Genomic DNA, 23554 nt, shown 5'->3' with positions numbered 1-23554 from the left:
GTGATGGGCCCGACACTCAGGTATAGAGTCGGGCCAGTTCTTCCTGGCAATAATCCACGAACAACTGCACCGGTTTGGTCAGTTGCGACCTTCTGAGCCACGCCGCCGATAACCCCGATCCCGTCACCGTTTCCGCGAGCGGAATGCACACCAATTGTTGGCCGTCATAGGTGTAGGGCGAAAAGGGTTTGGTCACCAGGATCGAAAAGCCAAAACCACGGCCGACCATGCCACGCACCATCTCGATTGAAGGCGAGCTGAAGACGATGTGCGGGGTCAATCCGCGCTCCTCGAAGATGCTGACGAAGTAGGTGCGGCTCGGCACCACGTCGAGCAGAATCATTGGCTCCAGCACCAGGTCGTCCAGCGAGACTTTCGCCTGCTGCGCGAAGCGATGGTCCGCCGGCAGCAAGGCGTAAGGTTGCTGCGGTGGCATCAGCGGAACCGTCTCGATCGTGCTGTCCAGATCGTGTTCGAACAGCATCGCCACATCGATGCTGCCGGCAGTCAGGGCCTGCACCAACTCTTGCTGCTCGCCGTCACGAATGCGGATCTCCACACCCGGCCAGCGCTCCTTGAAACCGGCGATCAAACGCGGCAGGTACAGCGGCGCCACGGTTTCAAAGCAGCCGATATCGATCTGCCCCGCCACCACGTCATTGTCCGCCAATGCGTTCTGCTCAAACTCGTGCGCCACCCGCAGCAGCTCCAGCGCCTTGCGATAAAACCGCGAGCCACTCGGCGTCAGTGAAACACCCTGGGCGTGATGGCGGATAAACAGCTGCACGCCGAAGCTTTCTTCCAGGTGCTTGATCGCCGTCGACACCGACGGCTGGGCGATGTAGAGCTTGCGCGAAGCCTCCGCCACGCTGCCGCATTCGGCGGTGGTGACAAAATAGCGCAGCTGTCGCAGGTTGTAAGCGGCCATGCGGATCTCCAGAAAACATCGGATTGCACCGACAGACTGTTGTGGCGAGGGAGCTTGCTCCCGCTTGAGTGCGCAGCACTCACAAAATCGACAACGGTTCGCAGAATTTTTGGGGCCGCTTCGCAGCCCAGCACGAGCAAGCTCGCTCGCCACAGGTCAGTGTTCGATCAACCCAGAACATACCGGACCCACCCAACCCCGGGGCATATTTTTTTTAAGGTTTGAAGCAACAAACTTACTAATTTATCTATGACGAGGCTTTGCACATGATCACTCCAACAAGAAAAGCGTCGCCCACGCGGCGCTCACCGAAGTACGTCCACGTACTCACATTGCCTTGGAGTTCGTCATGGTCACCTCTGCAACAACCTCCGCTCCGCTGATCGAGAAGCACACGATCGGCTACGTCCCGCCGCAAGATCGCCATGGAAAGGTCCGGGACTTGTTCACCCTCTGGTTCGGCGGCAACATCGCGCCGTTGCCCATCGTTACCGGCGCCCTCGGCGTGCAACTGTTTCACCTGAACCTGGTGTGGGGCGTCATCGCCATTCTGGTCGGGCACCTGGTCGGCGGCGTGCTGATGGCGCTGCACTCGGCGCAAGGTCCGCAGATGGGCATCCCGCAGATGATCCAGAGCCGCGCCCAATTCGGCTCCCTCGGCGCGCTGCTGGTGGTGCTGATCGCCGGCATCATGTACATCGGCTTCTTCGCCTCCAACATCGTCCTCGCCGGCAAATCGCTGCACGGCGTGGTCGACAGCGTGCCAGTGCCGGTGGGCATCGTCATCGGCGCCCTCGGTTCCGGGATCATCGGCATCATCGGCTACCGCTTCATCCACGTCCTCAACCGCATCGGCACCTGGGTGCTCGGTGCCGGCATCGTGCTCGGCTTCGGCTACATCTTCACCCACGTGCAGACCACCGACTTCCTCACCCGTGGCAGCTTCAACATCTCCGGCTGGTTGGCCACAGTATCGCTGGCAGCGCTGTGGCAAATTGCGTTCGCGCCGTACGTGTCCGACTACTCGCGCTACCTGCCGGCGGACGTGCCTGTCGCCTCGACGTTCTGGACCACCTACCTGGGCACCGTGCTCGGCTCCAGCCTGTCGTTCATCTTCGGCGCCGTCGCGGTCCTCGCCACGCCGGTCGGCATGGACACCATGGACGCCGTCAAACTCGCCACCGGCTCCATCGGTCCGTTGATGCTGGTGCTGTTCCTGCTCAGCGTCATCAGCCACAACGCCCTCAACCTCTACGGCGCCGTGCTGTCGCTGATCACCCTGGTACAAACCTTCGCCTATCGCTGGATCCCCACCGCGAAAAGCCGCGCCGTGCTCTCGGTCATCGTCCTCGGCGCGTGCTGCTTCGCCGCCGTCGGCGCCTCGGCGGACTTCATCGGCCACTTCGTCGACATGGTGCTGGTGCTGCTCGTAGTGCTGGTGCCGTGGACCGCGATCAACCTGATCGACTTCTACGCGATTCACAAAGGTCAGTACGACATCGACTCGATCTTCCACGTCGACGGCGGGATCTACGGACGCTACAACCCACAGGCATTGCTGGCCTACGCGATCGGGATTGCGGTGCAGATTCCGTTCATGAACACACCGCTGTACGTCGGGCCGATTTCCGAGCACATCAACGGTGCGGATCTGTCTTGGCTGGTGGGGTTGCTGGTGACTTCGCCGTTGTATTTCTGGTTGGCGAATCGGGACAGTGCTTATAAGCGGCGGTTGTCGAGCGGGAAACTGGCGAGTGCCGTGTAACGTTCAAGCGTGAAAAAACCCGCACTGAGTTGCGGGTTTTTTCGGGCTCAGATTTTCTTCTTCAATGACGCCGTGTCCGCGATGATGCTTTCAAGTGCCGGGCTGAACGCGCACGTGGGAAAGCTAGTCTTGAGCCAAGCCATGGCGGCGGTGACCATGCGATGAATGTTCGCCAACTGAGATTCGCTGGATGCGAAGTTGGGAATGTCATAGGGCACCGAGTGGTTCATGAAATGGTTCGAGCCTGTGGAGCCATTTAAGTAACAGGCGCCGAATAAAAGGGTTTCGCAGACTTCTTGGCGAAAGTTCGCAGGGATTTTCGTCGGCGAATTGCACGCGAATGCGATTAGGTTTCTAAGGGTGGGCGCCACTTGGCGAGGACGATACTCCTCAGGAATCAGCACCGCAGGAATCACGATATGCGAAATATCCGCGAAACGATCAAGCGCAACACCAACATGAAACGTCTCGCTGAAAATGCCCATGTGGTAGTCGAAACTGTAACGTGATCTCGAAATAATGTTTTCGTAGATCGATAGATCTTCCCGTCCAGCGAACAGTTTGAGTCCCAGTAAATGAACGACGGTCAGCTCATCACGCGTTCGCCCGACAATATGTTCGAATAGGTTGATCAGGTTCCAGCCGACGGCACCTTTGGCCAGCCCGAAAGCCTGTTGATCAGCCTCGAGCAATCTATAAATCGGCACCCAGAGCCCCATCCGCGAAATGCATGCGTAGAGTCGTCTGCCAGACTCGTCAATGGCCCAGCGTTGCTCCGGATCAGCGGCTTCGGGAATCAGGTTGACTTCAAGAATGAGCCTCAACGCAGCCCGCGCCAGGCGCAGCGCCGAATCCTCGCCATAGCGCTCTGTGGGTTGTGCAGTCAGTTCAAGAAACGAAGACGGCTCGATGGAGGCAAGCTCCTCGTGCCGGGCCTGCACCTGCTCCTGAAACGACCCAAATGCGCCTTCCAGAGTCCGGACAGGATCGGTCTGCTCCCGCTCCGGACGTTCGCCGGATGGCGCGCGCCAAGCGCTCAGACGCGGGCGATCCGGTTGAGGCTCGTTCGGGCCAGGCCCGACGGGTGTCCCGGGGCCGCCCTCATCCGCACCACCGCCACTGCCATAGCAACGTCGCACGAATTCGGACACCGCGCTTAGGGATGGAAATGAAACTTCGCTCGCGCCTTGATACAAGCCGGCCTGAAACCGGCCCCGCGTCGCACCGAATGCAATGGCGCGAGAACTCACACGCTCAGCGACAAAATGCGGGGCCTCGATAAAGAATGTATCGGCATTGTCCGCAAGGGTGCGATCGCCCTCCAGATCAGGCATCCGTTTGGTCGCAAACGCATAACCGGCCGGTGCATCCATCGTGTCGATATACCAGGCCATCAGCGGATTCTCCCTGGGGCGGTGACGACCCGGACGGTTAGCCCCCTGTTTGTCATCGCATGCTCCGCCTCAAGACGGCGACGGCGCCATAGCAATTCCATTGCGCTGGGAATGGGGCCATGCAGCGCGCGGTCAGCAATGGCGCTTTCCCGAGCGGCGTCGGTCGCGGAGGTTCGTACCTCGGCTATATCGGCAGTGGTGAAGCTGCCTTTGCGCAGCACTTCGACATAGTCTTCGTCATTCAGAACCGCATTTGAGATCTGCCCGACGGTGAGTCTTCGACTCGAGACTCGGACACTCGAAAACGTCTTTACGACCAACATATGTCCGAGATCAGCGCTCCACTTTCCTGAAATCGATTCGACGTTTTTAATCATCTGTTTTTGATCGAGAGGTCCATTCCAGGAAAGCGGTGGCCGGGCAATGTCGTAGGAGTTGCGATCAAGCACCCATTCATCGGTTTGGGTGTCTTTCAAAACCAGACAATAGTCGCCGTAAAAACGCACCCCGCTGCCGTTCACTTCCACGGCCCCGAAGTAAATTTCATCAGCCGCGATGCCGGTGGCCTTTGAAACAGCATAATCCACCAGTTCACGGAGTTTGGGCGGTGGGGTCGGAATGACGTCACCCAAGCGGATTGTTTTGCCAAGATCGTAGGAGTTTTTATAGCCGCCCACCGTGTCGGCGCAAAACGTCGGAATGTGTTCGTTGGACATGTTGAAGACCACGCGAACACCGCCTCCAGCCTTTGAACCCGGATCGGGTCCAAGGTCTTTGACTACCCCGTCAACGGCTTTGCCATTTGCAATCGCAAACGCCCGTTTCTCTGTTTTGCGTTTGCCCGATTCCGCCAACTCGCGGCTTCTGCGTTGTTGCCATTTAGCGGACATAATCAAGGCGCCAGTTTGATGTTGGGGAGATTGCAGTAGGCGAAAATGCCAATGCCGATAACACCGATGCACAACCCGGCGGACTGAACGAACCGGCCGCAGCGTCGCCATACCGTAATCCATTTTCGATTCCCTTTTGCGGCCTCGCCCTTACCGTGAAAATCCTCTCGATAACTCAGGTAAAACCTTTCCCATCCATACATATTGACGAAACCACCAATAATGGATGCGGCGAGGCCAAGCCAACCAACCTGCATCGATTCAACCCATGTGATTTTGGTCAAAGTCGGCGGGAAGGAGATGGTGAACGCAAGCAAACCTGTTGCGATGGCGAGCATTGTCTTGCTCAGTTCCATCCGGTAGTTGTTGCCCTGGGCAATATCAAACTGAACTGACTCTATAGTGGTTTTCGACATATGTGCAATTCCCGCTCCAGAAGGCGTTGGTGGAGTCTCTGGCGTTTGTCCTGTTGAATCGGGCACGGTATTTCCCCTGTTTAGGCAATATCTGTTTGAGGCAGTCACGCTGCCCGATAAACGACTCATCGAAACCTGATTCGCTGCCCGTTTCAGCTCCGGTCATTACGCGGTTGGAAGGGCTATTTCGGCAAACGGCGCAGGCATGCGCACCAGCGTGCCGACCGGAACACTGTCATGAATCGCCCGAACCATTCCCGCTTCGTTCTGCCAACGAAGAGACTCGGGTTTGCCGGGGTCGTTTCCAAAGAACCGCTCCCAATGCCCCAGCAGCACTAATCGAGGCCGGGTCAACTTCAACAGTTCATTCGGGTACTTGTCCACCTGCTGCCAGGAACCGACGCTGAGGATCTCGACATCAATGGCCTTGCAGTCTGACAAGACTGGAGGAAAGCCGTAAGGCGGCGAGGCGGCGCTGTCCTGATAATGGATGCGATACACCGGTTGTTTCTGGTCATCGAGCAAGTCAATCAGCCAGGCCAGCGATTGCCCGGGCTTCCATTTGAATACGGAAGTCGGCACTTCAGTCAGATCCGCCGTGTATTCACCCGGAACAAGATCAATACCCAGGATATGCCCTGCATGTTCACTCTGGATCGGCATCGCCCGGATTGTCTGGCCGGAGGAATAGATCCATTCTCCGGGCCTGGTTGAATTCGTTTGAATCGTGGCCATGGCTTTCTGTGCGCTGAAGACTCTGGCCGGGTCGACCCGCGTCCAATGATCGTCCTCAGCCCTGTCGGGATCCGCCATTGCCTTTAGCATGTGCACCACCGAATCAGACCCATAGAGCTTCGCCTTGGGTGTGTGTCGGCTCATGACCCAGGGCACGTCCAGCAAATGGTCGTAGTGTCCGTGCCCGACTAACAGCAACGTAACGTCACTTGCTGGCGGCATGTATTGATCAATGCGTTTCTTGTCGGCTTCAACCCAGAGCGGCGGCAACCCCTCTATCCCCAGCGCGGCGGGATTACTGAAGGAGGGAGCCAATAGCAACCCTTCTGCGTGCCAATGCAAAAGCCAGCCGCCAACACCCAGGAACTGAATCTTCGGCTCGGCAACACCTTGCTGGCGCCAGATCTCCAGGTTGTCATCTTCTGAGCTGTAAGCTGAAACATTGATCGTCATTAACACTGTCAGCCAAAGAGCATTACGCACGGTCTCCCTCCCAGACGAATCTATCGGGGCTTGCGAGTGGTAGATCCTGGAAACTTACTGCCAGACTTCCAGGATGATCGAACGGGAGTTATTCCAATAAAAACCGTTTATGTCGTTGGCAAACGCACTTAGCTTCCCGCTCGCCGGGGCTATCCAGCCTTCACTCCAGCGAGCGCCATCACCTATTACAAAGAAGGAGTCTGTGGACTCGCCAATGGCCCCGATCAGCATGAACCAGCAGGCGTCACCCGTAGAACAACGCAAAAATCGTTTGGCCAGGTTCAAAAAAGTGCGGTTGTAGCCATTGGCATCACAGTGAATCCAGGCATCCCGCCATGTACCGCTGGCTCGAAAAAAATAACGCCTCCCCTGCTCCAGGGTGACGCCCGTCCCAGCCCACTTATCGCGGGACGAGATGTGTTGACGATTCAGCAACTGCGAGGCACCCGGTGGTGGCGAGCGGGCAAGATCGTTCACGTTGGCTCCGATCAACTGAATGGATTCAACTTGCCAAAAAAGTCACCGGTTTCATCCAGCCATCCCAGTGTCTTCATATCACTGGACAGCGTAGCGGGCGGTTTTGAAATGAGTGAATCCAGCCTGATCAGCCGTTCAAAGTCGACCTGCACGGGCCCCTGTCGAAGGGTCACGCCATCGCCATGATAAAACGGCACTTTGGCCAACTGCATGATGTTGATCACTTCCTGCGCGATGAGGCCGTAGGTGATAGTCGTTGGGTGAATGCCATCCAGACTGAACAAGCCTCCTTGCAGGCGGCCCTGTGGGCTTGAAGAGAAAAATCGCGAGTCGGGTTTTGGATTCAGGACCTTGAGCGCTGCCGGCAGTTCATATTCCGTCCACCATGCGGGGCGTGCGGCGACATCGTTTATATAACGCCTAGCCGCGACTCGATCCATGACGCCCGCAATGTCCAGCACATACCAGTCTTTACCGGCCAACCGCTGCTGTTTCACAACATTCGCTATCAGCTCATTGTATTGATCGATAGCACTGTCAATGGCCCGCGCCTGATTCTCGGTGATGTTGGGATCTGTCGCGGCGTTGAACTGCGAATCACTGATCCATGGGCGGGTATAAAACGGAAAGTAGCGTGAACGAGGCTCAACCTTCTGCGCAACCCCACGGGCTACAGGCGCGATCGTCACATGAGGAACGTTGATCAGAATCACATGCTGCGCTTTGATTTTTTCCAGCTCTGCTACCAGCAACAAGTATTCGGACTCGAAGTGGATTGGACGCCATACGGTGTAACTGTCCTTGTCCTTGCCGATCTTGTCGTGATTTTTTCCGCTCCAATTGACCTTCAGGCGAGTAACGGCGCCGAGCACATTATTGGCCCCCAGAAAAACCACGAGGGTCTCGATCCCGGGCGTAGTTGCATCGCCACCGCTTCCTGGCAATGCACCTTGTTCGCCTAGTTTTCTTGCGGCATCCAGCAACGTATCGGTTTCATCCATGGAGGAATAGACCCCAAGTGCCGCCCTGATATTGGCGTTCTCGACGACCTGGGAAAAAAGATCATCCTTTGGTTTAACCATCGCAGCTTTCAGGTTCTTTGCGGTTCGGGACAACGCATCTCGAATATCCCAGCCATAAACCGCCAGGTTATGCATTATTGCGCTGGTGACCGGCGCTTTCGCGCCTGCGCCGCGCTCCCAGTAATCCTCGATCAACGCCATTTGGTGACGCAACTCAAACCCTGCCGCGGGCAACTCCCACCAGCTGATTTCCGTGCCGTACTTATGTTCGATGGCGCGCAGGAGATATTCAATGTTCAACGGAAGTCCGCCGTAACCGTCGAACAACGGGAAGCGAAATCCCGGATCACACCCAAGTTCCGCCGCGACAATTTTTGGCCAACTGATACGCGTGTTGTAGATAGCGCCGCTCTGAAACCCCATCGTCACAGAATCGCCAATGGTCACCAGCTTATTCGTACTGGCACCCGGAATCGCGTCAAGCTTGACCGTAATGCCGAGCGAGGGATCAAAGTCCGGGACACGTGCTTGCGTCTTTACGATGACATCTTCAGGTGTGTCGGCATCCAGTTGGTCTGTTGCGGGATCGTTTTTCATTCGAGACTCCCTTCATGATTTAAGGCATGGCAGAAGATCCTCCAACAACAGAATGGGTGACCATTGAGAGGTTTAGTAATGATTATTGCGCTTGTCAAATTGGGCGTGAGAGTGCCGTCGCCGGGGCATAACTTCCCACCGGACACCGACAAATTGTCACCGACACTCTCCACTTAACAGGACTTTCACTCCATCGGCAGCGGCAGCCAGCACGGCCTGCTCGCCTTACGGGATACGCGGGTGGGGGATGAGCCTATTTCTCAAAACGCCCTGTACCTTCACGATCACTTACATAGTGTTTCGCAAGCGGAAACGCTGGTAGCAGCGCACCATAGTGTTTGCGGCAGTCAAGGCAATGGAACAGGCCGACGCGGTAGGGTTGGCCTGAGGCTACGAGTTGCACGTTGCCGGCGCCTTAGATGGCGAATTTACTCACCATACTCTGCAATTGAACGCCCAGGCGAGCGAGTTCGACACTCGACGACGCAGTTTCTTCACTGGCGAAAGCGTTCTGTTCGGAAATATCCCGAACACTCAGAATGCTTCGATTTATGCCTTCTGCCACCGCGCTTTGCTGCTCCGCAGCCGCCGCAATCTGGACATTCATCGACTCGATGGTCGAGATTGAGTGGCTGATACTCATGATGGACGCCCCAGCATCGCGTGTCAGCTCCACGCTGTTGTCACTCAACACTCGGCTGTTGTCCAGGATCGCCGCAACCTGTTCCGTGCGGCTATGCAAACCGCTGATCAGTAATGCGATTTCCTCTGTCGATATCTGGGTGCGTTGGGCGAGGCTTCTCACCTCGTCCGCCACCACCGCGAATCCTCGTCCGGCTTCACCAGCCCGCGCAGCCTCGATGGCGGCATTGAGGGCCAATAAGTTGGTTTGCTCTGCCACCGCCTTGATCACATCCAGCACCCCACCGATCTTGTTGCTCTGGGTTTTGAGATCGTCCATGGCGGTTTTGGAGTGACCAACCTCGATCGCCAGCCTTTCGATTCGCAGGATCGCTTTTGAAACAACGTCGCCACCCTCCCGAGCCTCCAGTGAAGCGCTGATCGCCGCCCGGGAAGCTTGCTCAGCGTTCCTTGCGACTTCCTGCACAGTGGCAGCCATTTCGTGCATGGCCGTGGCGACCTGGTCTGTTTCGCTCTTCTGGCTGTTGACGCCATGGTTAGTCTGCTCAGTCACCGTCTGAAGTTGTTCAGCAGCGCTGGATATCTGAATCACACCGTCACGTAGACCGCCAATCAACACGCGCAAGTTAGCCGTCATCTTATGCATGCTGGTCTGCAATCGCCCCAGTTCATCCTGACGAGTCGTGGTCTGTGTGTCTGTCAGGTCACCATTCGCTACCTGCTCCGCGAGCCTTAAAGCATCGAGTAGCGGTGTAACGATCAAGCGGGTAATGATCCAGGCGATCAAGACGCTCATGACGAGAACGACAATCAACCATAGAACAAGGTATTTTTCCGCCTGCCGGATATCACTGACCAGCAAGGCTTCCTGGTTCTCAGTCAGTCGTGCAGTGGACGAGAGCAGGCTGGCAATATTCTGTTCGATACCGGTCTGGGCATCCTCGACAGCCACCTGCGCATCGCCAAACCGGGAAATTGCATCCTGATACACATTTAACGACGTCTGGAGAGTTTTCACTGTGTTCGCTTGTAAGTCGAACCCCTCCAGATTTTTGATATACCCGATAGTCGTGGCGACGGAAGAACCCGCCACTTTTTTGGTCTCGGCATTCAGAGAGTAGGTATAACCGCGCACATCGAAACGCATTTTTTGAAACAGGCTGAGCGCCTGCGCCGTTGCAGCACGCTGAGCAATATTCCCTTCCGAGGAGTTCGCGAAATCGTCCAGGTCATTTAGCGCATTGGTCGCTATTTCAGCCTGGCGCCCCGCCGTTGCACGACTGGCGACCATTGCGGCGGTGCCACGAATGATGTCGTTGTAGTGTTCCCACGATTGTTTCAAGGCGGAGGCTGCTGCCTCCAGATGTGGAGCATCGGACTCGGAAACAAGCACCGAGCGTACATAAACCAAATGGCTTTCCAGATTTTCCAGGTTGACCCGCCAACTGGCGGCATGATCAGCATCGTAGTTGATCGCATAGGATAAGCGGCCAATTAACATGTCCCGCGTCAACGTGCCGAGCTTTCCAATGTCTGCAATTTTTTCGCTTCTCTGGCTTAACGTTTGAATACCGCTCCAACCGGTAAATGCGATCAGAACGGTCAGGACGATAACCAGAGTAAAGCCGAGTATGAGTTTCGACCTTACGGCGATATTCAGAAGCGCATTAGTCAACATAACGCTTCCTTGCAGGGCGAACCCACATTAACCCGGCTGAGTAGGCCCTGAACGGTTTCAGTTGAAAGCCCCAGCGCCTCAATCAGGTCATTGGCCTTGAGCAACGCTTCGCCGACAATCAGCCCGGCTGTGGCAACGATGGCTTCTGTAGCGGGCATTGCAACGTTCGCAATACGCCCAAGCGCCAGCGTAAATAACAGGCCGTAGGGCACGTCCTCCCAGATATAACGCGTCTCTATATGGGTTGGGCCGGCGGGGCCGCCTCGTTTTCGGTGAAGTTCCCTGGCCACGTCGGCTAATTCAACCGATTCAATGTTGAACGACTGGCGCAGCTTCTGACTAAAGCTTGGGAGACTCCAACCAAAGACACTGGCGAGCGAACGGCGCTCGACATCCAGTACGTTGATCACATCTGCTGTGCTGGACGTCATGTAGTAGTACTGCGGCCAATCTTCACCGCGTTCGATTCGTGTCCAATTGAACAAGGCTAGCGGCACATGGCCGACGGCGCTGGTGTTGGAAAGCATCGAACTCAGTGGATTTTCTTCAGCTTTAAAGTCACTCCCGAACAGTGATTTACAAACATTCAACGCAAGCCCCTGTTGCGAAACGGGTAAACAGGAAACTCCTAAACTCGGACGCTTCGTCATGATGTGGACATGTACAGGCCCCTTGCGTCGAGCCGTTAATGCACTTGTACCAAAGCTCGCAACAGTGATCTCAATGCCACGTTTGAGAGCACGCTCGTACAAATAAAGTGAGGAGAGAGAAGCCATGGAACTGACAATCACAATCTGCCCCGTTCGTAGATGCGGTAACAGAGCGTCCATGACTGCGCGATGCCCATTAAGTGGCAAGGCAATGACAATCACGTCAACGCCAGTGGCGAGTTCTTCGGCACTTTTTGCGTAGCTGACTGGAAACGCTTCTTCGAGCAATCCCGTTGCTCGCAGCGGCTCGCTTCGCAGCAGTTCTGCACTTCCTGTCTGAGGCGACCAGACGGCAACATCATGTTGGCCATGTGAAATCCAGGCTGCATAGGCGAGACCTATCGCACCAGAACCAGCTATTCCAGTTTTCAAGCGAAGCATTTATAAACCCCACAGTTGTGTGTCTACGATGCGTAGTACCGCGCTCGCACGGCACTACTTGCATCGCATCGTTTTAGATATGAATCGTTACTTCAGCTCAACTTGTCCTTGCGACTAAGTTCATCCACCGAACATCAACTCACTTCCACTCGTCTCCCGGCTCCATGTAAAAGTGGTTGGGCCCCGCCTGATGGTAGGTCCTGACCGCAGGTTTGAAGTCGTGTGACTTGTAGGGGGTATGCAGTTCGCGGGGGGCCAGGTGCCGAGTCTGACGGCGCGCCGGATCAGGGACCGGGACCGCTTCGAGCAGACGACGGGTGTAAGGGTGTCGCGGATTGCTGAAGACCTCGGCGCGGGGACCTATTTCGACGATCTCACCCATGTACATGACGGCCACGCGATGGCTGATGCGTTCCACCACGGCCATATCATGGCTGATGAAAACGAACCCCAGCCCCATCTCTTGCTGCAATTCCAACAGCAGATTGACGATCTGCACCTTCACCGATACATCCAGTGCTGAAACCGCTTCATCCGCTACGATCGTTCCAGGCCGCAACGCCAGCGCGCGGGCAATGCAAACGCGCTGGCGCTGCCCGCCTGAAAACTCATGGGGCAGGCGCAACACTGCATCGGCCGGTAATCCCACCCTTGCCAGCAACTCCACTGCCACCTGTTCGCAGTCGCGCGAACTGACCAGACGATGCACCCGCAACGGTTCGATGAGTGCCTGCGCAACACTCTGACGTGGGTTGAGGCTTGAGTAGGGATCCTGGAAAACCATCTGGATTTTCCTGGCGCGCTCCATCGGGGCGATGCTCCCAATGTCCTGACCCTCGACCTTGATCTGGCCGCCCGTTGCGGATAACAGACCTGTGATCAGTCGCCCTGTCGTCGACTTACCGCAACCGGACTCGCCGACTATAGCCAGCGTCTCACCGCGTCGGAGATTGAAGTTAACGTTCTCTACCGCATGAACACGCCCGGTCACTCGCTTGAAGAAAGACGAACGAACGTCGAAACGCGCGACCAGGTTTGATACTTCCAGCAAGTACGGAGCGTCATGTTGAACGCTGTCGCTGACCCGTGGAACCGGAGCGGTCGCGCCGGTTTTGATGTCATAGATCGGAAATGGCTGGGGAAGATTGTGCGCATTCATGGAGCCCAACTCTGGAACCGCCGCTATCAGTGCCTTGGTGTACGCCTTCTGCGGGCGCGCAAAGATGTCAGCGGTGACTCCGGTCTCGATCATGTCACCGCGGTACATCACCAAAGTGCGATCCGCGATCTCCGCTACGACTCCCATGTCGTGAGTGATGAACACCACCGCCATCTGCTCTTGCGTTTGCAGTTCTTTGATCAGTTCCAGTATCTGCGCCTGGATGGTCACATCGAGCGCCGTGGTCGGTTCATCAGCGATGAGCACCGATGGATTGCACGCCAACGCCATCGCAATCATTACGCGCTGACGCATGCCGCCAGAAAACTGATGAGGGTAATCGCTGAAACGCTGGTGACTTGCCGGAATTCGGACTCGGTCCATAAGGCGCAAAACTTCGGCGCGTGCTTCGGCGTGATTCAGCCGGCGATGAAGACGCAGGGGTTCCGCAATCTGCTCCCCAATGCTCATGACCGGGTTGAGCGAGGTCATCGGCTCCTGAAAAATCATGGCGATCCGATTACCGCGCAGGGTCGCCATTTCAGGTTCCGAAAGGGTCAGTAACTCCCTCCCATCCAGGCATATGCTGCCTTGGACGCGGCTGCTTTTTGACGCCAGCAGTCCCATGACCGCCATCGCTGAAACGCTCTTGCCGGAACCTGACTCGCCGACGATTGCCAGGGTCTCGCCCCGCGCAACGCTGAAATCCAGGCCATTGACGACTGAGGCCCATGCGTCGCCCCGGCGAAACGCTACGTTGAGCCCGCTGACTTGCAGAACTGCTTGCTGGGTCCCGGCTGAAGCCGCGGCGCTGATGAGAGTGTCATTCATAGGGGTCTGAATGCTCCGAGAGCTGGAGGTGATGACGCTGTGCGTATTCATGAGCGCTCCGATCGTGTTTTGGGATCTATGGCGTCACGTAACGCATCGCCCAGCAGACTGAGCGCCAGGACCGTCAGTAGAATCGCGATGCTCGGGCAGACCGTCAGCCACCACGCATCCAGAATATTTTCAAAGCCTTCACGGATCATGCTGCCCCATGTCGGTGTGGGTGGCGGCGCACCCAGACCGATGAAGCTCAGCGACGCTTCGGTGCGAATCGCGGTCGCCATCCACAGGGCGCCCAGCACGACGACTTCTGAAATCATGTTCGGCAGTATGTGGATACCCATCAGACGCATCGGCCCGTATCCCAATGAGCGGCCCGCTTCAACGAAATCCCGTTGTTTCAACACAATGGTCGGTGCGCGGGCGACGCGCACGAATGGGGCAATTTCGGTGATGGCGATCGCGATGATCAGATTCTCCAGACTCGCGCCCAGCATGGCAGCCACCATCAGTCCCAAGAGCAAGGTCGGGAAGGAAAGCAACACGTCAACCAGCCCCATAATGAACCGGTCCAGCACCCCGCCTACATAGCCTGCGAGAACACCCAGTGCAGAGCCGATAGTCATGGCAATCATGACCGCCACGAAACCGACAAGCAGTGACACGCGTGCGCCATAGATCAGCCGTGACAGGACATCCCGTCCGTAACTGTCTGTGCCCAGCCAGAACTCTGCGGACGGAGGCTCAAGTCGATAAGCAATGTTTTGCTGCAAAGGATCATAGGGCGCCAACAGCGGCGCAAACACGGCAATCAATATGATCAGTAACAGCAATCCGATACCGATCCACGCCATTCGATTGGTAGCCAAGGCCTGCCAAAGCCCATTCGGCCTGGCGGCTAATGGTGCGGCTAAAGAGGTCATTTGAATTTCACTCGAGGATCAACCAACCCATAGACAAGGTCGGTCAAGATGTTGACGACAATGACACAGCAGGCGAACACCACCATCAAACCCTGGAGCAAGCTGTAATCACGAGTATTTAATGCGCCAAGAATCAACTTACCCAGCCCTGGTCGGTTAAACACAATCTCAGTCAGTACAGAGTTGCCAATCAACGTACCGAAATATAATCCGACCACTGTCACGATGGGGATCAGTGCATTGCGCAAGCCGTGCCGCAAGACCAGGCGCATCGCGGGGACACCTTTGGCTTTGGCCGTTCGTATGTAGTCTTCACCCATGACACCCAACATGGATGAACGGGTAACGCGCATCACATAGGCCGTCATGATCAGGCCAAGGTTGAACGCCGGCAGCGCCAGCGCATGCAGCTGCGCCAGCCATCCTCCATCCACGGCACTGCCTATCACCGGGAACCACCGAAGATGAATGGCAAAAACCAGCAACATCAGAATCGCCGACACAAACGCTGGAAATGACAATCCCACCAACGACAGCACTCGGCCCAGGTAATCCGGCCAAGCGTTACGCCGCAGTGCCGCCCAGACGCCCAAAGGCAAGCCCAGGATCAGACCAATCACAATCGACGCCAACGTCAGTTGCAGTGTCCAGGGAAGCACCAGGGCCACTTCTTGCGCCACGGTCCGGCCGCTGGACATGGATACACCGAAGTTGCCCGACAACATATCGCCAAGAAACTGCAGGTATTGAACGTAAACCGGTTGATCCAGGCCGAGCTGAGTGCGCATGGCACTCAGTGACTCGGCGCTGGCCTGATCGCCGAGCATCACCGCTGCCGGATCGCCCGGGACCAGGCGCACCAATACAAACACCGCCGTCAACATGGCAATCAACGTAGGTATGGCCAGCAGGAGTCGTTTGATCGCAAATTGCATCATGACTTATCCTCATCGATATTAAGCGACGCCAACTCACCGAGCGTCAGCGGCTTCAACGGTGGGCGAATACGGAAATACCCCACGGTCGCAACAGACTGTTTTTGTTCCGCTGCAATGATGTTCGCGACCGTGTATCCGCACTGTCGGCCCTGACAGGGCCCCATGCCCGCCCGGGTAAACGCCTTGAGTTGATTGGGGCCAGGCAAAGCGATCGCAGCGGCCTTGCGAATATCGCCTGCGGTCAGCTCCTCACAGCGACACACAATGGTGTCGTTGGATGGCGCGAGAATGCTTGCCCGAGGTGGATACAACGCATCAAGCATTGGCCGCAAACGCAGTAATGAATCCAGCTTCTCTCGAAGTTTTTTCTTCCTGGCGCTCGCTGCGCCTGCAGTGATACGTCCGGCACGCATGCCAATGCCAAGCGCAACAATTTCACCCCGTACACACGCCGCTTTCGCACCGCCGATTCCCGCGCCATCACCGGCCACGTAGATACCGGACTCGGTGGTTTGCCCCCACTCGTCAAGGTCAGGCGAGAGGCATGACTGCTGTTTGCTCCAACTGTGTTTACAGCCCGATGCCTGTGAAATGTGGATGGAGGGCACGATGCCCTCGTGTGAAAGCAACACACTCGCTTTGACACGAACCGACTTACCGTCGGACTGGACGTATTCCAATGCCTCAAGGCGTCCTTCACCCAGCGCTCGCAGGGCAGTCGCTCCGCGCACTCGGCGAACGCGGGCGCTTCTGATTTCATACAACCATTTAAGGCCCTTGCCGATTTCCTTCAGGTCGGCCAGCGCTGCGCCCGCCCAGGGTAATGCGCGGCGCCATCCACCCGGCGGTGAAGTATCGATCCACCCGGCGATACGTCCTCCCGCACGCAACAGCTGCGCCATATACAAGAGTGGCAGCGGACCGCAGCCGACCACCCACACAGGTTGTGAAGGCACCTGGCTTGAGGTCTTCAACAGGATCTGGGCTGCGCCGACGGTCAATACGCCCGGCAACGTCCAACCAGGAAACGGCGCCGGTCGCTCTTGAGCGCCAGTGGCCAATACAACCTGGTCGGCACGCACCGCCTCGACCTGCCCGTCAAGCTTGAGGAACACCCTCCATGTTGGCTCGATCTTCCAGACCTGGGTCTGTGGTTCATAAACCGCGCCACACCCTCTAAATCGTGCAACGAGCTCGGCACCCGCGCGGTACTCATTTCCAAGAATCGCACCTGTCGGGGTGGGCGCCACGGCTTCGACTGCGCGCCAGATTTGTCCTCCCGGCGCAGGTTGCTCGTCGACCACCAGAACACCAAGGCCAAGCTCGCGCATGCCGATCGCCGCGCTCATGCCGGCGGGACCGGCACCGATCACGACCACATCAAATTTACGTGTCATGCCGTCACGCTCCGCCGACCATATTGGCGTTCCACCTGCATGCCCTCTTGCACTGTCACCAGACAGGATTGCGTGGAGGCGACACCATCGATGACCGCGAGGCAATCGAAGCAAACGCCCATCATGCAATAGGGCGCCCGCGGGGTGCCCAGCACCGGAGTCGTGCGGCTGGCCAGCCCTTCCTGCCGCAACAGCACAGCGGCGACAGACTCGCCTTCAGCCGCTGCAACGGATTTGCCGTCAATAAACAGCGTCAATGTAGCGGCTGGCGACTCAGGCAGTCTTTTGAACATTGAAACGCCCATGATGAAAGATCTCCAAAGAGGCAGGCAGTACCCCGTCAATCAGCGCCTTGGCGTAGGCGCCCGCATGAAAGGAAGCCAAGGTCACGCCGGAATGGCATAGCGCGATATCCGCGCCTGGATGGCTGATGGATTTCGCATAGACGGGATTGCCGTCCGGTGTCATGACCCGCAGGCAGGACCATTGGCGGATCAACTTCGCTTTCGCCAGATCCGGAACAATCCTCAGGGCTTTGCGCACCATGCGCGCGGCACCCTCAGCGGTCGTGGCCAGGTCGAACCCAACATCCTCTTGGGTGACACCGATCATGACCGTCCCTTCGCCTGTTTGACGCAGGCCGCTTGCCGGCACGGGCAGCAACGGGGCGAGTCGCTCGGTCACCAGGATTTGCCCCCGCTGGGGACGCAATGGCACATCGAGCCCCACCATCGGCCCAAGAGCCGACGATCCCAGACCCGCCGCAATCACTACCCGCTCAGCGCGCGCTCGGAACGTCCCGGCCAGCACTTCGAACCCGCCACCCGACAGCTTGTGAATGGCCTTCACGGCATGATTGCTGCGCAGTGTCCCTCCCCTTTGCAGGAAGGCCTGATGCATCGCCGCCAGCACACGAAGGGGGTTTGCGTGTCCATCCAGTTCACCAAAACTTGCGCCTGCGACCTCCTTGCCCAAACGCAATGAGGGGAAACGTCGATTGAGCTCGGCCCGATCCAGCATTTGAGTTGAGGGGGCAAGCTCCGGGGTCTGGGCGTGCCACCTGGTTATGTGATGCGTGCGGGCGTTGAACTCATCTTCGCTCAGGCAGAAGTTCAATCCTCCGTTGCGCTCATACGCCAACTCCATGCCACTTTCCGCCTCCAGCTGCATGGCGAACTCAGGCCAGTCTTTTACCGCCTGAAGTGACATGCGCTGGTAAGCAGGGTGCCCGAAGCCTTTCCCATGGGCCCAAATCAAACCGAAGTTGGCCTTGGCTGCACGAAAATCCGTATCCGCGCCATCCAGCATCAGCACCCGGCGATTCATTCCGGCCAACCCATACCCGATGGCGGCACCGACCATTCCGCCGCCCGCGACGATCACGTCATATTCGAAGGACATTCAGCGCCCACTCCCGGTAACCGTTGTGAGTTCGGTAATCGGCGGTTGCAGGTTCAGCGCACCCTTGAAGTCGTAGCCGTAGTTCACGCGATCACTGTGTGCCCAGACTTGTTTCAGGCCAAACAGGGGGATGGCGCAGACGTCGTCATGAATCTGCAACTGTGCCTGCTTCCACAGGACGAGCTGCTCCTGCGAATTGGTTTCAACGCGTGCTTTGCGGATTGCCTCGTCAGCCACCGAACAATGGCCGAAGTTGGACATGGCCCCAGGAGCGCCAATCGATGCCGTGGAGTCATAGAATTCGGTCAGCCAGTAATCGGCATTAGGGAACCGCGCAGCTCCGTAAAAGACAATCGCACTCTGATCCTGGCGGCTCTTGGCTTGATAGGTCGCATGGTCGACGACCTCCATGTCCAGCTTGATTCCGACCTTGGCCAATTGCGCCTGGACGATTTCCATGATGGGTTGCTGGGCAGGCGCGTTGGATACCACCGCTTTGAGAACAATGCCGTTCGCAAATCCCGCCTCCGTCAGCAGCTTTTTGGCGCGATCCATATCGTATTTATAGCCACCCGCAGTGCAATCCACGCCGAGGTAGCCATTGGGTATGACCGAGCAGCCCTTGTCCGCCACATCCTTGCCCACATAGCGCACGATCTCGTCCAGATTGACGGCGGCGGCGATCGCCTGACGCACTTTCAGGTTGTCCAACGGCTTGATCGTTCGATTGAGAAACAGCGTTCGAAATTCGGCGGGTTCAAATACATCGACCTTCACGCCACGACTTCTTGTGCGTTCAACCCAGCGTTGCTCACGCTTGCCCGCAGTTAGATCCAGCTCGTTCGAAGTGAACGCGAGATCCCGTGCGCTATCTGAAGGAATCAACCGATAAGTGATCCCGCCGAGTTTTGGTTTACCCAGGAAATAGGCGTCGTTGGCGACCAGTTTTACGTATTGCTGCGTGACATGCTCACCGAATACGAACGGTCCGGTACCAATGGGCGATTGGCCAAACTTGTCGCCCAGTTTTTCCGCAGCGGCTTTGCTGATGATATTGCCGCCGTGATAGTTGGATACGCGACCGAGGAAGGTTGCATCCGGGTACTTCAACGTGATCTGCACCGTGTAGTCGTCTAACGATTCAACCTTGTCGATGATTGCGAAGTTAGCCGCGAAACTCGAACGGTTGGGATCCCCTGCACGCTGGATCGAATACACGACATCGGCCGCTTTCAGTTCACCGTAACCACCGTGAAACTGAACGCCTTTGCGCAGGTGAAAAGTCCAGATCCGGTTATCCGCTGACGCTTCCCATTTCTCAGCCAGGTCGCCCTGTAATTCCTTGGGGTCGGCGCTTCCTGGCGGGAAACGAACCAGCCCATTGAACAGTTCGGACACGACCCCCTTATCCCCAACCAATGTCGCACGGTGTGGATCAAGCGTAGTGATGTCAGAAGCGCCCGAGCTGACTGTGATAAGAGGACGGGCATCGTCCTGGGCGAACACCGAAGGACTTGAGCCATACAACGCCAGAAGTACTGCTAATGCACTCGAACGAATCGTCAGACCATGAGACTTCATCGAAGGGCTCCTTGATTATTGATAAGACCACAGCAGGGCTTTCCGATGACTACATGGATAGCCTAGATCGCAAGCGACTATTCCACGTCCCGCACCATCGTTAGCCTTACACCATGTTATTTAGCAATGCCAAGGCCATCGTTATTTAAACGATTGATTAATAAAGATTTTTATTTTTCGATTACTGATATCTAAAGCCTAATGATATGGGCCAATGCTTAAATGCTATGCACTTGCGATCCTATGGCTGAAAGCATGCCCAAGGCTGATGCACCTGCTACCCAATGTAGTGCTCAGGTTCTGCCACCGAGCATGATTCGCTACTTGAGGTAACACTTTGGTGCGCGTTGCGATCGATCAGATTTCGGCCCACAGATACAGGTGACCGCATGCCGCAAAATCCGGTTTTGCAGTAGTCGAACAGCGAATTTAAATGGTGTGAAAACACAACAGCCCCGGACGATGACGCACAGTGATGCGCCAACGTCCGAGGCTGTAGCCCTGCATTGCGAGGTTAGATAAATTAAAAAATCAGCGTTGAACTAGATGGCTATCTTTTGCGCCTACCAAAGTGCGTAGGTGTAATTTATATAGAACCGAGTTTGATCCTGATCCTTCACGATGGTCTCTGGAAGGTCAGTCCTGAAGTTTGCCCGACGCAGCGAGAAGTTCAAGTTCTTGAACGGCCCACTCTGCAGGGTATAGTCCAACCGGACACCCCGCTCCCACTCATCATAACGTCCAGTGGTTGCGTTACCCGTGCCACGCACGTCTCGACCGCTCGCATAGTAGATGGACGGCTTTAAACCGGGCACTCCAAGTCCGGCAAAATCATAGCTGTACATGCCAAACGTAGTGTTTTCGCCCGCCCTGGCAAAGCTGTTGATTGTCAGGTCGGTATACAAATAAATGCTGGCGCCGCCTTCACCTTCATTACGCCCACGGCCATCAACAACGTTGGCATTGTTAACGTACGCCATACCACCACTGTCGCTGACTCGCTGATGCCCCAACGTAAAAACGTTCCCGCCGAGGGTATAAATGAAAGCGGCGGACCAAGTGTCATTGTCCACCTTGCCTAAGCCGCCGGCGTTATAGCCGTTCTTGTACTGGTAGTTTACGTCGCTACCGTTTTTCCCATCTGACTTGCTGTTGAAGTAGCGCAAGTCGGTCTTGAATGTTTGATTGGGTGCTATCTGGAAAACATGAAGCAAGCCAAAGAAATTCTGGCGATAGTAGTCTTCAAGCTGTGAATGGTAGTACTGCAGCGTGAGATCCTTCGTTACCTTCCAGTCTGCACCCACGAACCGGAAACTGTCAGAGCCCTTGCGACCACCCGCGGCGATTGCAGACCAGTTTGAGGACGCCCGTCCTATAACACGATTCAGCTCACCGGCTGTCAGCGTAACGTTATCAATTTCATTTGAGGTCAGAATGGCGCCCTGGAAGGCGGTCGGCACTAAGCGACCATCGTTGGCCACCAGTATGGGCAAGTTAGGCGACAGCGCGTTACCTGCAGTCAGCTGAGTCTTGGAGTACTTGATCTTGGCGTTAGCGCCCACACGCCCCCACGTTCCAACCGGTGTGCCATCCGTATCGAGGGGAGAAACGGTGTTGGTCGTCGCAGGCCCGTGCGGAGAAGTACCGCCGCCCAGAGTAAAGCCCTGAACACCTTGCAGATCCAGACCGAAACCTACTGTTCCTTGAGTGAAGCCGGACAGAAAATCAAACTTGAGACCGGTGACCGTTTGGCGCTGGTCAATACCGCCGGCGTCACGCTGATCGCTTTCAAAATACAGAGTGCGGGAACTGATGGAGGCTTTACTGTCCTCAATGAAGCCGGCGGCACTGACGTGTTGGGTCAAAATGCCCGTGGCAACGGCTAATGCCAGGGTGCTCTTTTTCAATTGTTATCGCTCCTGAAACGTTATTTTTTTACGTGCTCCGGAGCAAGTGCCCGATATGTCGCCACGCCCACATATCGAATCCTTGAACCGTAACACCCGCATTGCTATGGCATTCACGCTCCAATCAGCGTTAAATTTTACGAGGTGAATTCCATACATGTTTTTTAGCAATAGAGGTGCCACGGGTATTTAATATATTGATTTATATGAATTAATTTATATCAGATGGCGATTTTAATGTCGCTATACTATTAGCCCATGTTGTAATGCTATTTAGCCGGGAGAGACGTGTGGAGAATAGAATCACACTGCGTCACCTTGAGGCGTTTCGCGCCATCATGGTGCGCAAAACCGTTACGGGTGCAGCAGAGATGCTCGAAGTCACCCAACCCGTTGTGACGCGCCTTATCGCCGACCTGGAAGAGCGAATTTCCATTTCGCTTTTTACCCGAATCAAAGGGCGTTTATTGCCTACGCCAGAGGCGGCGCTTCTGTTCAAGGACGTCGAGCAATCCTTGATTGGCATTGAGCGGATTGCGAATGCCGCATCCAACATCAAAACGTTGAAACTTGGGCGTATTGAGATTGCGGCGGCACCTAGCATGGCACTGTCTTTTTTACCCAAGGCCATCGCAAGTTTCACGCTCGAGCATTCGGATGCAGTTGTATCGATGCACATGCACAGTTCGGCAACCGTACTGGATATGGTTCAGCAGGACCGATGTGATCTGGGGTTCGCGATGTTTCCCATGAGGGCCACGCGACTCGGCAACAGTGAAACGCTGGTCACCGCGAAAATGGTAGGCGTGGTTCCCGTCAATCACCGATTGGCGCGCAAGCGTACATTGCGCCCCGAAGATTTCGAAGGCGAAAACTATATATCGCTTTTGCCGCTGATGGAGGTTCGGATGAAGATCGACTCTTTGATGGTTTCCTATGGAGTCAAACGCCGGATCAGTGCCGAAACGCAGACAACCATCGCCATACTCAAATTAGCCGAAGCCGGATTAGGCATTTCGATTGTCGACCCGTTGACGGCCAGTGGCTACTCGGGAAACTTGCTTAAATTCATCCCGTTTGAGCCTGTGATTATCAACGATTATTCGATAGTCATCTCCCAGCGAAACTCATCGACCCTTATCTTGAAGCCCTTCATAGATCATGCGCGCCGGGAGATACGAAATATGGTTCCTGCTAATTTGATTGTTCGAGGCTAATTAACCAGTCGACGCCATGCATTTGAATGGCCCTACGAAACCGAAGGCTGCCGGACCTGGATCCGCGTCAGCCCTACCCGCTCGG

Annotated in this window: 20 protein-coding genes and 1 pseudogene; 2 read left to right on the top strand and 19 right to left on the bottom strand. The window is 56.2% G+C overall.

The window, feature by feature from the left end; translation table 11 throughout:
* Positions 1–16: 16 nt before the first annotated feature.
* Positions 17–928, bottom strand: coding sequence for a LysR family transcriptional regulator (locus ACIQY3_RS08005; protein ID WP_403018389.1), 912 nt, complete (start codon positions 926–928; stop codon positions 17–19).
* 349 nt (positions 929–1277) lie between these two features.
* Between ACIQY3_RS08005 and ACIQY3_RS08000 the strand changes: the two genes are divergently transcribed.
* A complete protein-coding gene (locus tag ACIQY3_RS08000) occupies positions 1278–2693 on the top strand; it encodes a cytosine permease (RefSeq protein ID WP_163914220.1) in 1416 nt (471 codons plus the stop codon).
* 47 nt (positions 2694–2740) lie between these two features.
* Here the strand turns inward: ACIQY3_RS08000 and ACIQY3_RS07995 are convergent, their stop codons facing one another.
* The 18 genes and pseudogenes from ACIQY3_RS07995 to ACIQY3_RS07910 form a co-directional block, all read right to left on the bottom strand.
* The gene (locus ACIQY3_RS07995) at positions 2741–4087 is read right to left on the bottom strand and encodes a hypothetical protein (protein ID WP_403018388.1); all 1347 of its coding nucleotides are present in this window, start codon (positions 4085–4087) and stop codon (positions 2741–2743) included.
* Positions 4087–4977, bottom strand: coding sequence for a hypothetical protein (locus ACIQY3_RS07990; RefSeq protein WP_403018387.1), 891 nt, complete (start codon positions 4975–4977; stop codon positions 4087–4089). The genes ACIQY3_RS07995 and ACIQY3_RS07990 overlap by 1 nt, the downstream gene beginning before the upstream one ends.
* A gap of 2 nt (positions 4978–4979) precedes the next feature.
* A complete protein-coding gene (locus tag ACIQY3_RS07985; RefSeq protein ID WP_403018386.1) occupies positions 4980–5393 on the bottom strand; it encodes a hypothetical protein in 414 nt (137 codons plus the stop codon).
* Positions 5394–5558: 165 nt separating this feature from the next.
* Positions 5559–6611 carry a hypothetical protein gene (locus ACIQY3_RS07980; protein ID WP_403018385.1) on the bottom strand — a complete coding sequence of 351 codons (1053 nt, stop codon included), beginning with the start codon at positions 6609–6611 and terminating at the stop codon, positions 5559–5561.
* Between the two features lie 54 nt (positions 6612–6665).
* On the bottom strand, positions 6666–7088 hold the full coding sequence (locus tag ACIQY3_RS07975; protein WP_403018384.1) for a hypothetical protein: 423 nt from the start codon (positions 7086–7088) through the stop codon (positions 6666–6668).
* A gap of 11 nt (positions 7089–7099) precedes the next feature.
* On the bottom strand, positions 7100–8707 hold the full coding sequence (locus ACIQY3_RS07970) for a hypothetical protein (protein WP_403018381.1): 1608 nt from the start codon (positions 8705–8707) through the stop codon (positions 7100–7102).
* Positions 8708–8960: 253 nt separating this feature from the next.
* Positions 8961–9110, bottom strand: a complete 150-nt coding sequence (locus tag ACIQY3_RS07965) for a hypothetical protein (RefSeq protein WP_403018380.1) — start codon at positions 9108–9110, stop codon at positions 8961–8963.
* A 12-nt stretch (positions 9111–9122) separates the two neighbouring features.
* Positions 9123–9836 carry a methyl-accepting chemotaxis protein gene (locus ACIQY3_RS07960; RefSeq protein ID WP_403018760.1) on the bottom strand — a complete coding sequence of 238 codons (714 nt, stop codon included), beginning with the start codon at positions 9834–9836 and terminating at the stop codon, positions 9123–9125.
* 144 nt (positions 9837–9980) lie between these two features.
* Positions 9981–11027 (bottom strand): annotated as a pseudogene (locus tag ACIQY3_RS07955) (methyl-accepting chemotaxis protein); the annotation flags it as partial.
* A complete protein-coding gene (locus ACIQY3_RS07950; RefSeq protein WP_403018379.1) occupies positions 11021–12118 on the bottom strand; it encodes an NAD/NADP octopine/nopaline dehydrogenase family protein in 1098 nt (365 codons plus the stop codon). The pseudogene ACIQY3_RS07955 and the gene ACIQY3_RS07950, both read right to left, overlap by 7 nt.
* Before the next feature lie 139 nt (positions 12119–12257).
* A complete protein-coding gene (locus ACIQY3_RS07945; RefSeq protein WP_403018377.1) occupies positions 12258–14159 on the bottom strand; it encodes an ABC transporter ATP-binding protein in 1902 nt (633 codons plus the stop codon).
* Positions 14156–15028, bottom strand: a complete 873-nt coding sequence (locus ACIQY3_RS07940) for an ABC transporter permease (RefSeq protein WP_403018376.1) — start codon at positions 15026–15028, stop codon at positions 14156–14158. Before ACIQY3_RS07940 ends, ACIQY3_RS07945 begins: the two co-directional genes overlap by 4 nt.
* Positions 15025–15966, bottom strand: coding sequence for an ABC transporter permease (locus ACIQY3_RS07935; RefSeq protein ID WP_403018374.1), 942 nt, complete (start codon positions 15964–15966; stop codon positions 15025–15027). Before ACIQY3_RS07935 ends, ACIQY3_RS07940 begins: the two co-directional genes overlap by 4 nt.
* The gene (locus ACIQY3_RS07930) at positions 15963–17363 is read right to left on the bottom strand and encodes an FAD-dependent oxidoreductase (RefSeq protein ID WP_403018373.1); all 1401 of its coding nucleotides are present in this window, start codon (positions 17361–17363) and stop codon (positions 15963–15965) included. Before ACIQY3_RS07930 ends, ACIQY3_RS07935 begins: the two co-directional genes overlap by 4 nt.
* The gene (locus ACIQY3_RS07925; RefSeq protein WP_403018372.1) at positions 17360–17656 is read right to left on the bottom strand and encodes a (2Fe-2S)-binding protein; all 297 of its coding nucleotides are present in this window, start codon (positions 17654–17656) and stop codon (positions 17360–17362) included. The genes ACIQY3_RS07930 and ACIQY3_RS07925 overlap by 4 nt, the downstream gene beginning before the upstream one ends.
* Entirely contained in the window at positions 17637–18764 is a 1128-nt protein-coding gene (locus tag ACIQY3_RS07920; protein WP_403018370.1) for an NAD(P)/FAD-dependent oxidoreductase, read from the bottom strand. The genes ACIQY3_RS07925 and ACIQY3_RS07920 overlap by 20 nt, the downstream gene beginning before the upstream one ends.
* Positions 18765–20345, bottom strand: coding sequence for an ABC transporter substrate-binding protein (locus ACIQY3_RS07915; protein WP_403018368.1), 1581 nt, complete (start codon positions 20343–20345; stop codon positions 18765–18767).
* A gap of 563 nt (positions 20346–20908) precedes the next feature.
* Positions 20909–22252, bottom strand: a complete 1344-nt coding sequence (locus ACIQY3_RS07910) for an OprD family outer membrane porin (protein ID WP_403018366.1) — start codon at positions 22250–22252, stop codon at positions 20909–20911.
* Between the two features lie 290 nt (positions 22253–22542).
* Here ACIQY3_RS07910 and ACIQY3_RS07905 point away from each other — a divergent pair, with 290 nt between their 5' ends.
* Entirely contained in the window at positions 22543–23469 is a 927-nt protein-coding gene (locus ACIQY3_RS07905; RefSeq protein ID WP_403018365.1) for a LysR substrate-binding domain-containing protein, read from the top strand.
* Positions 23470–23554: the final 85 nt, after the last annotated feature.

This window comes from Pseudomonas sp. NPDC096950, from assembly GCF_044762525.1.
GTDB lineage: Bacteria > Pseudomonadota > Gammaproteobacteria > Pseudomonadales > Pseudomonadaceae > Aquipseudomonas.
The sequence above is the reverse complement of the archived record's forward strand: the minus strand, read 5'-3'. Positions and strand labels throughout refer to the sequence as shown.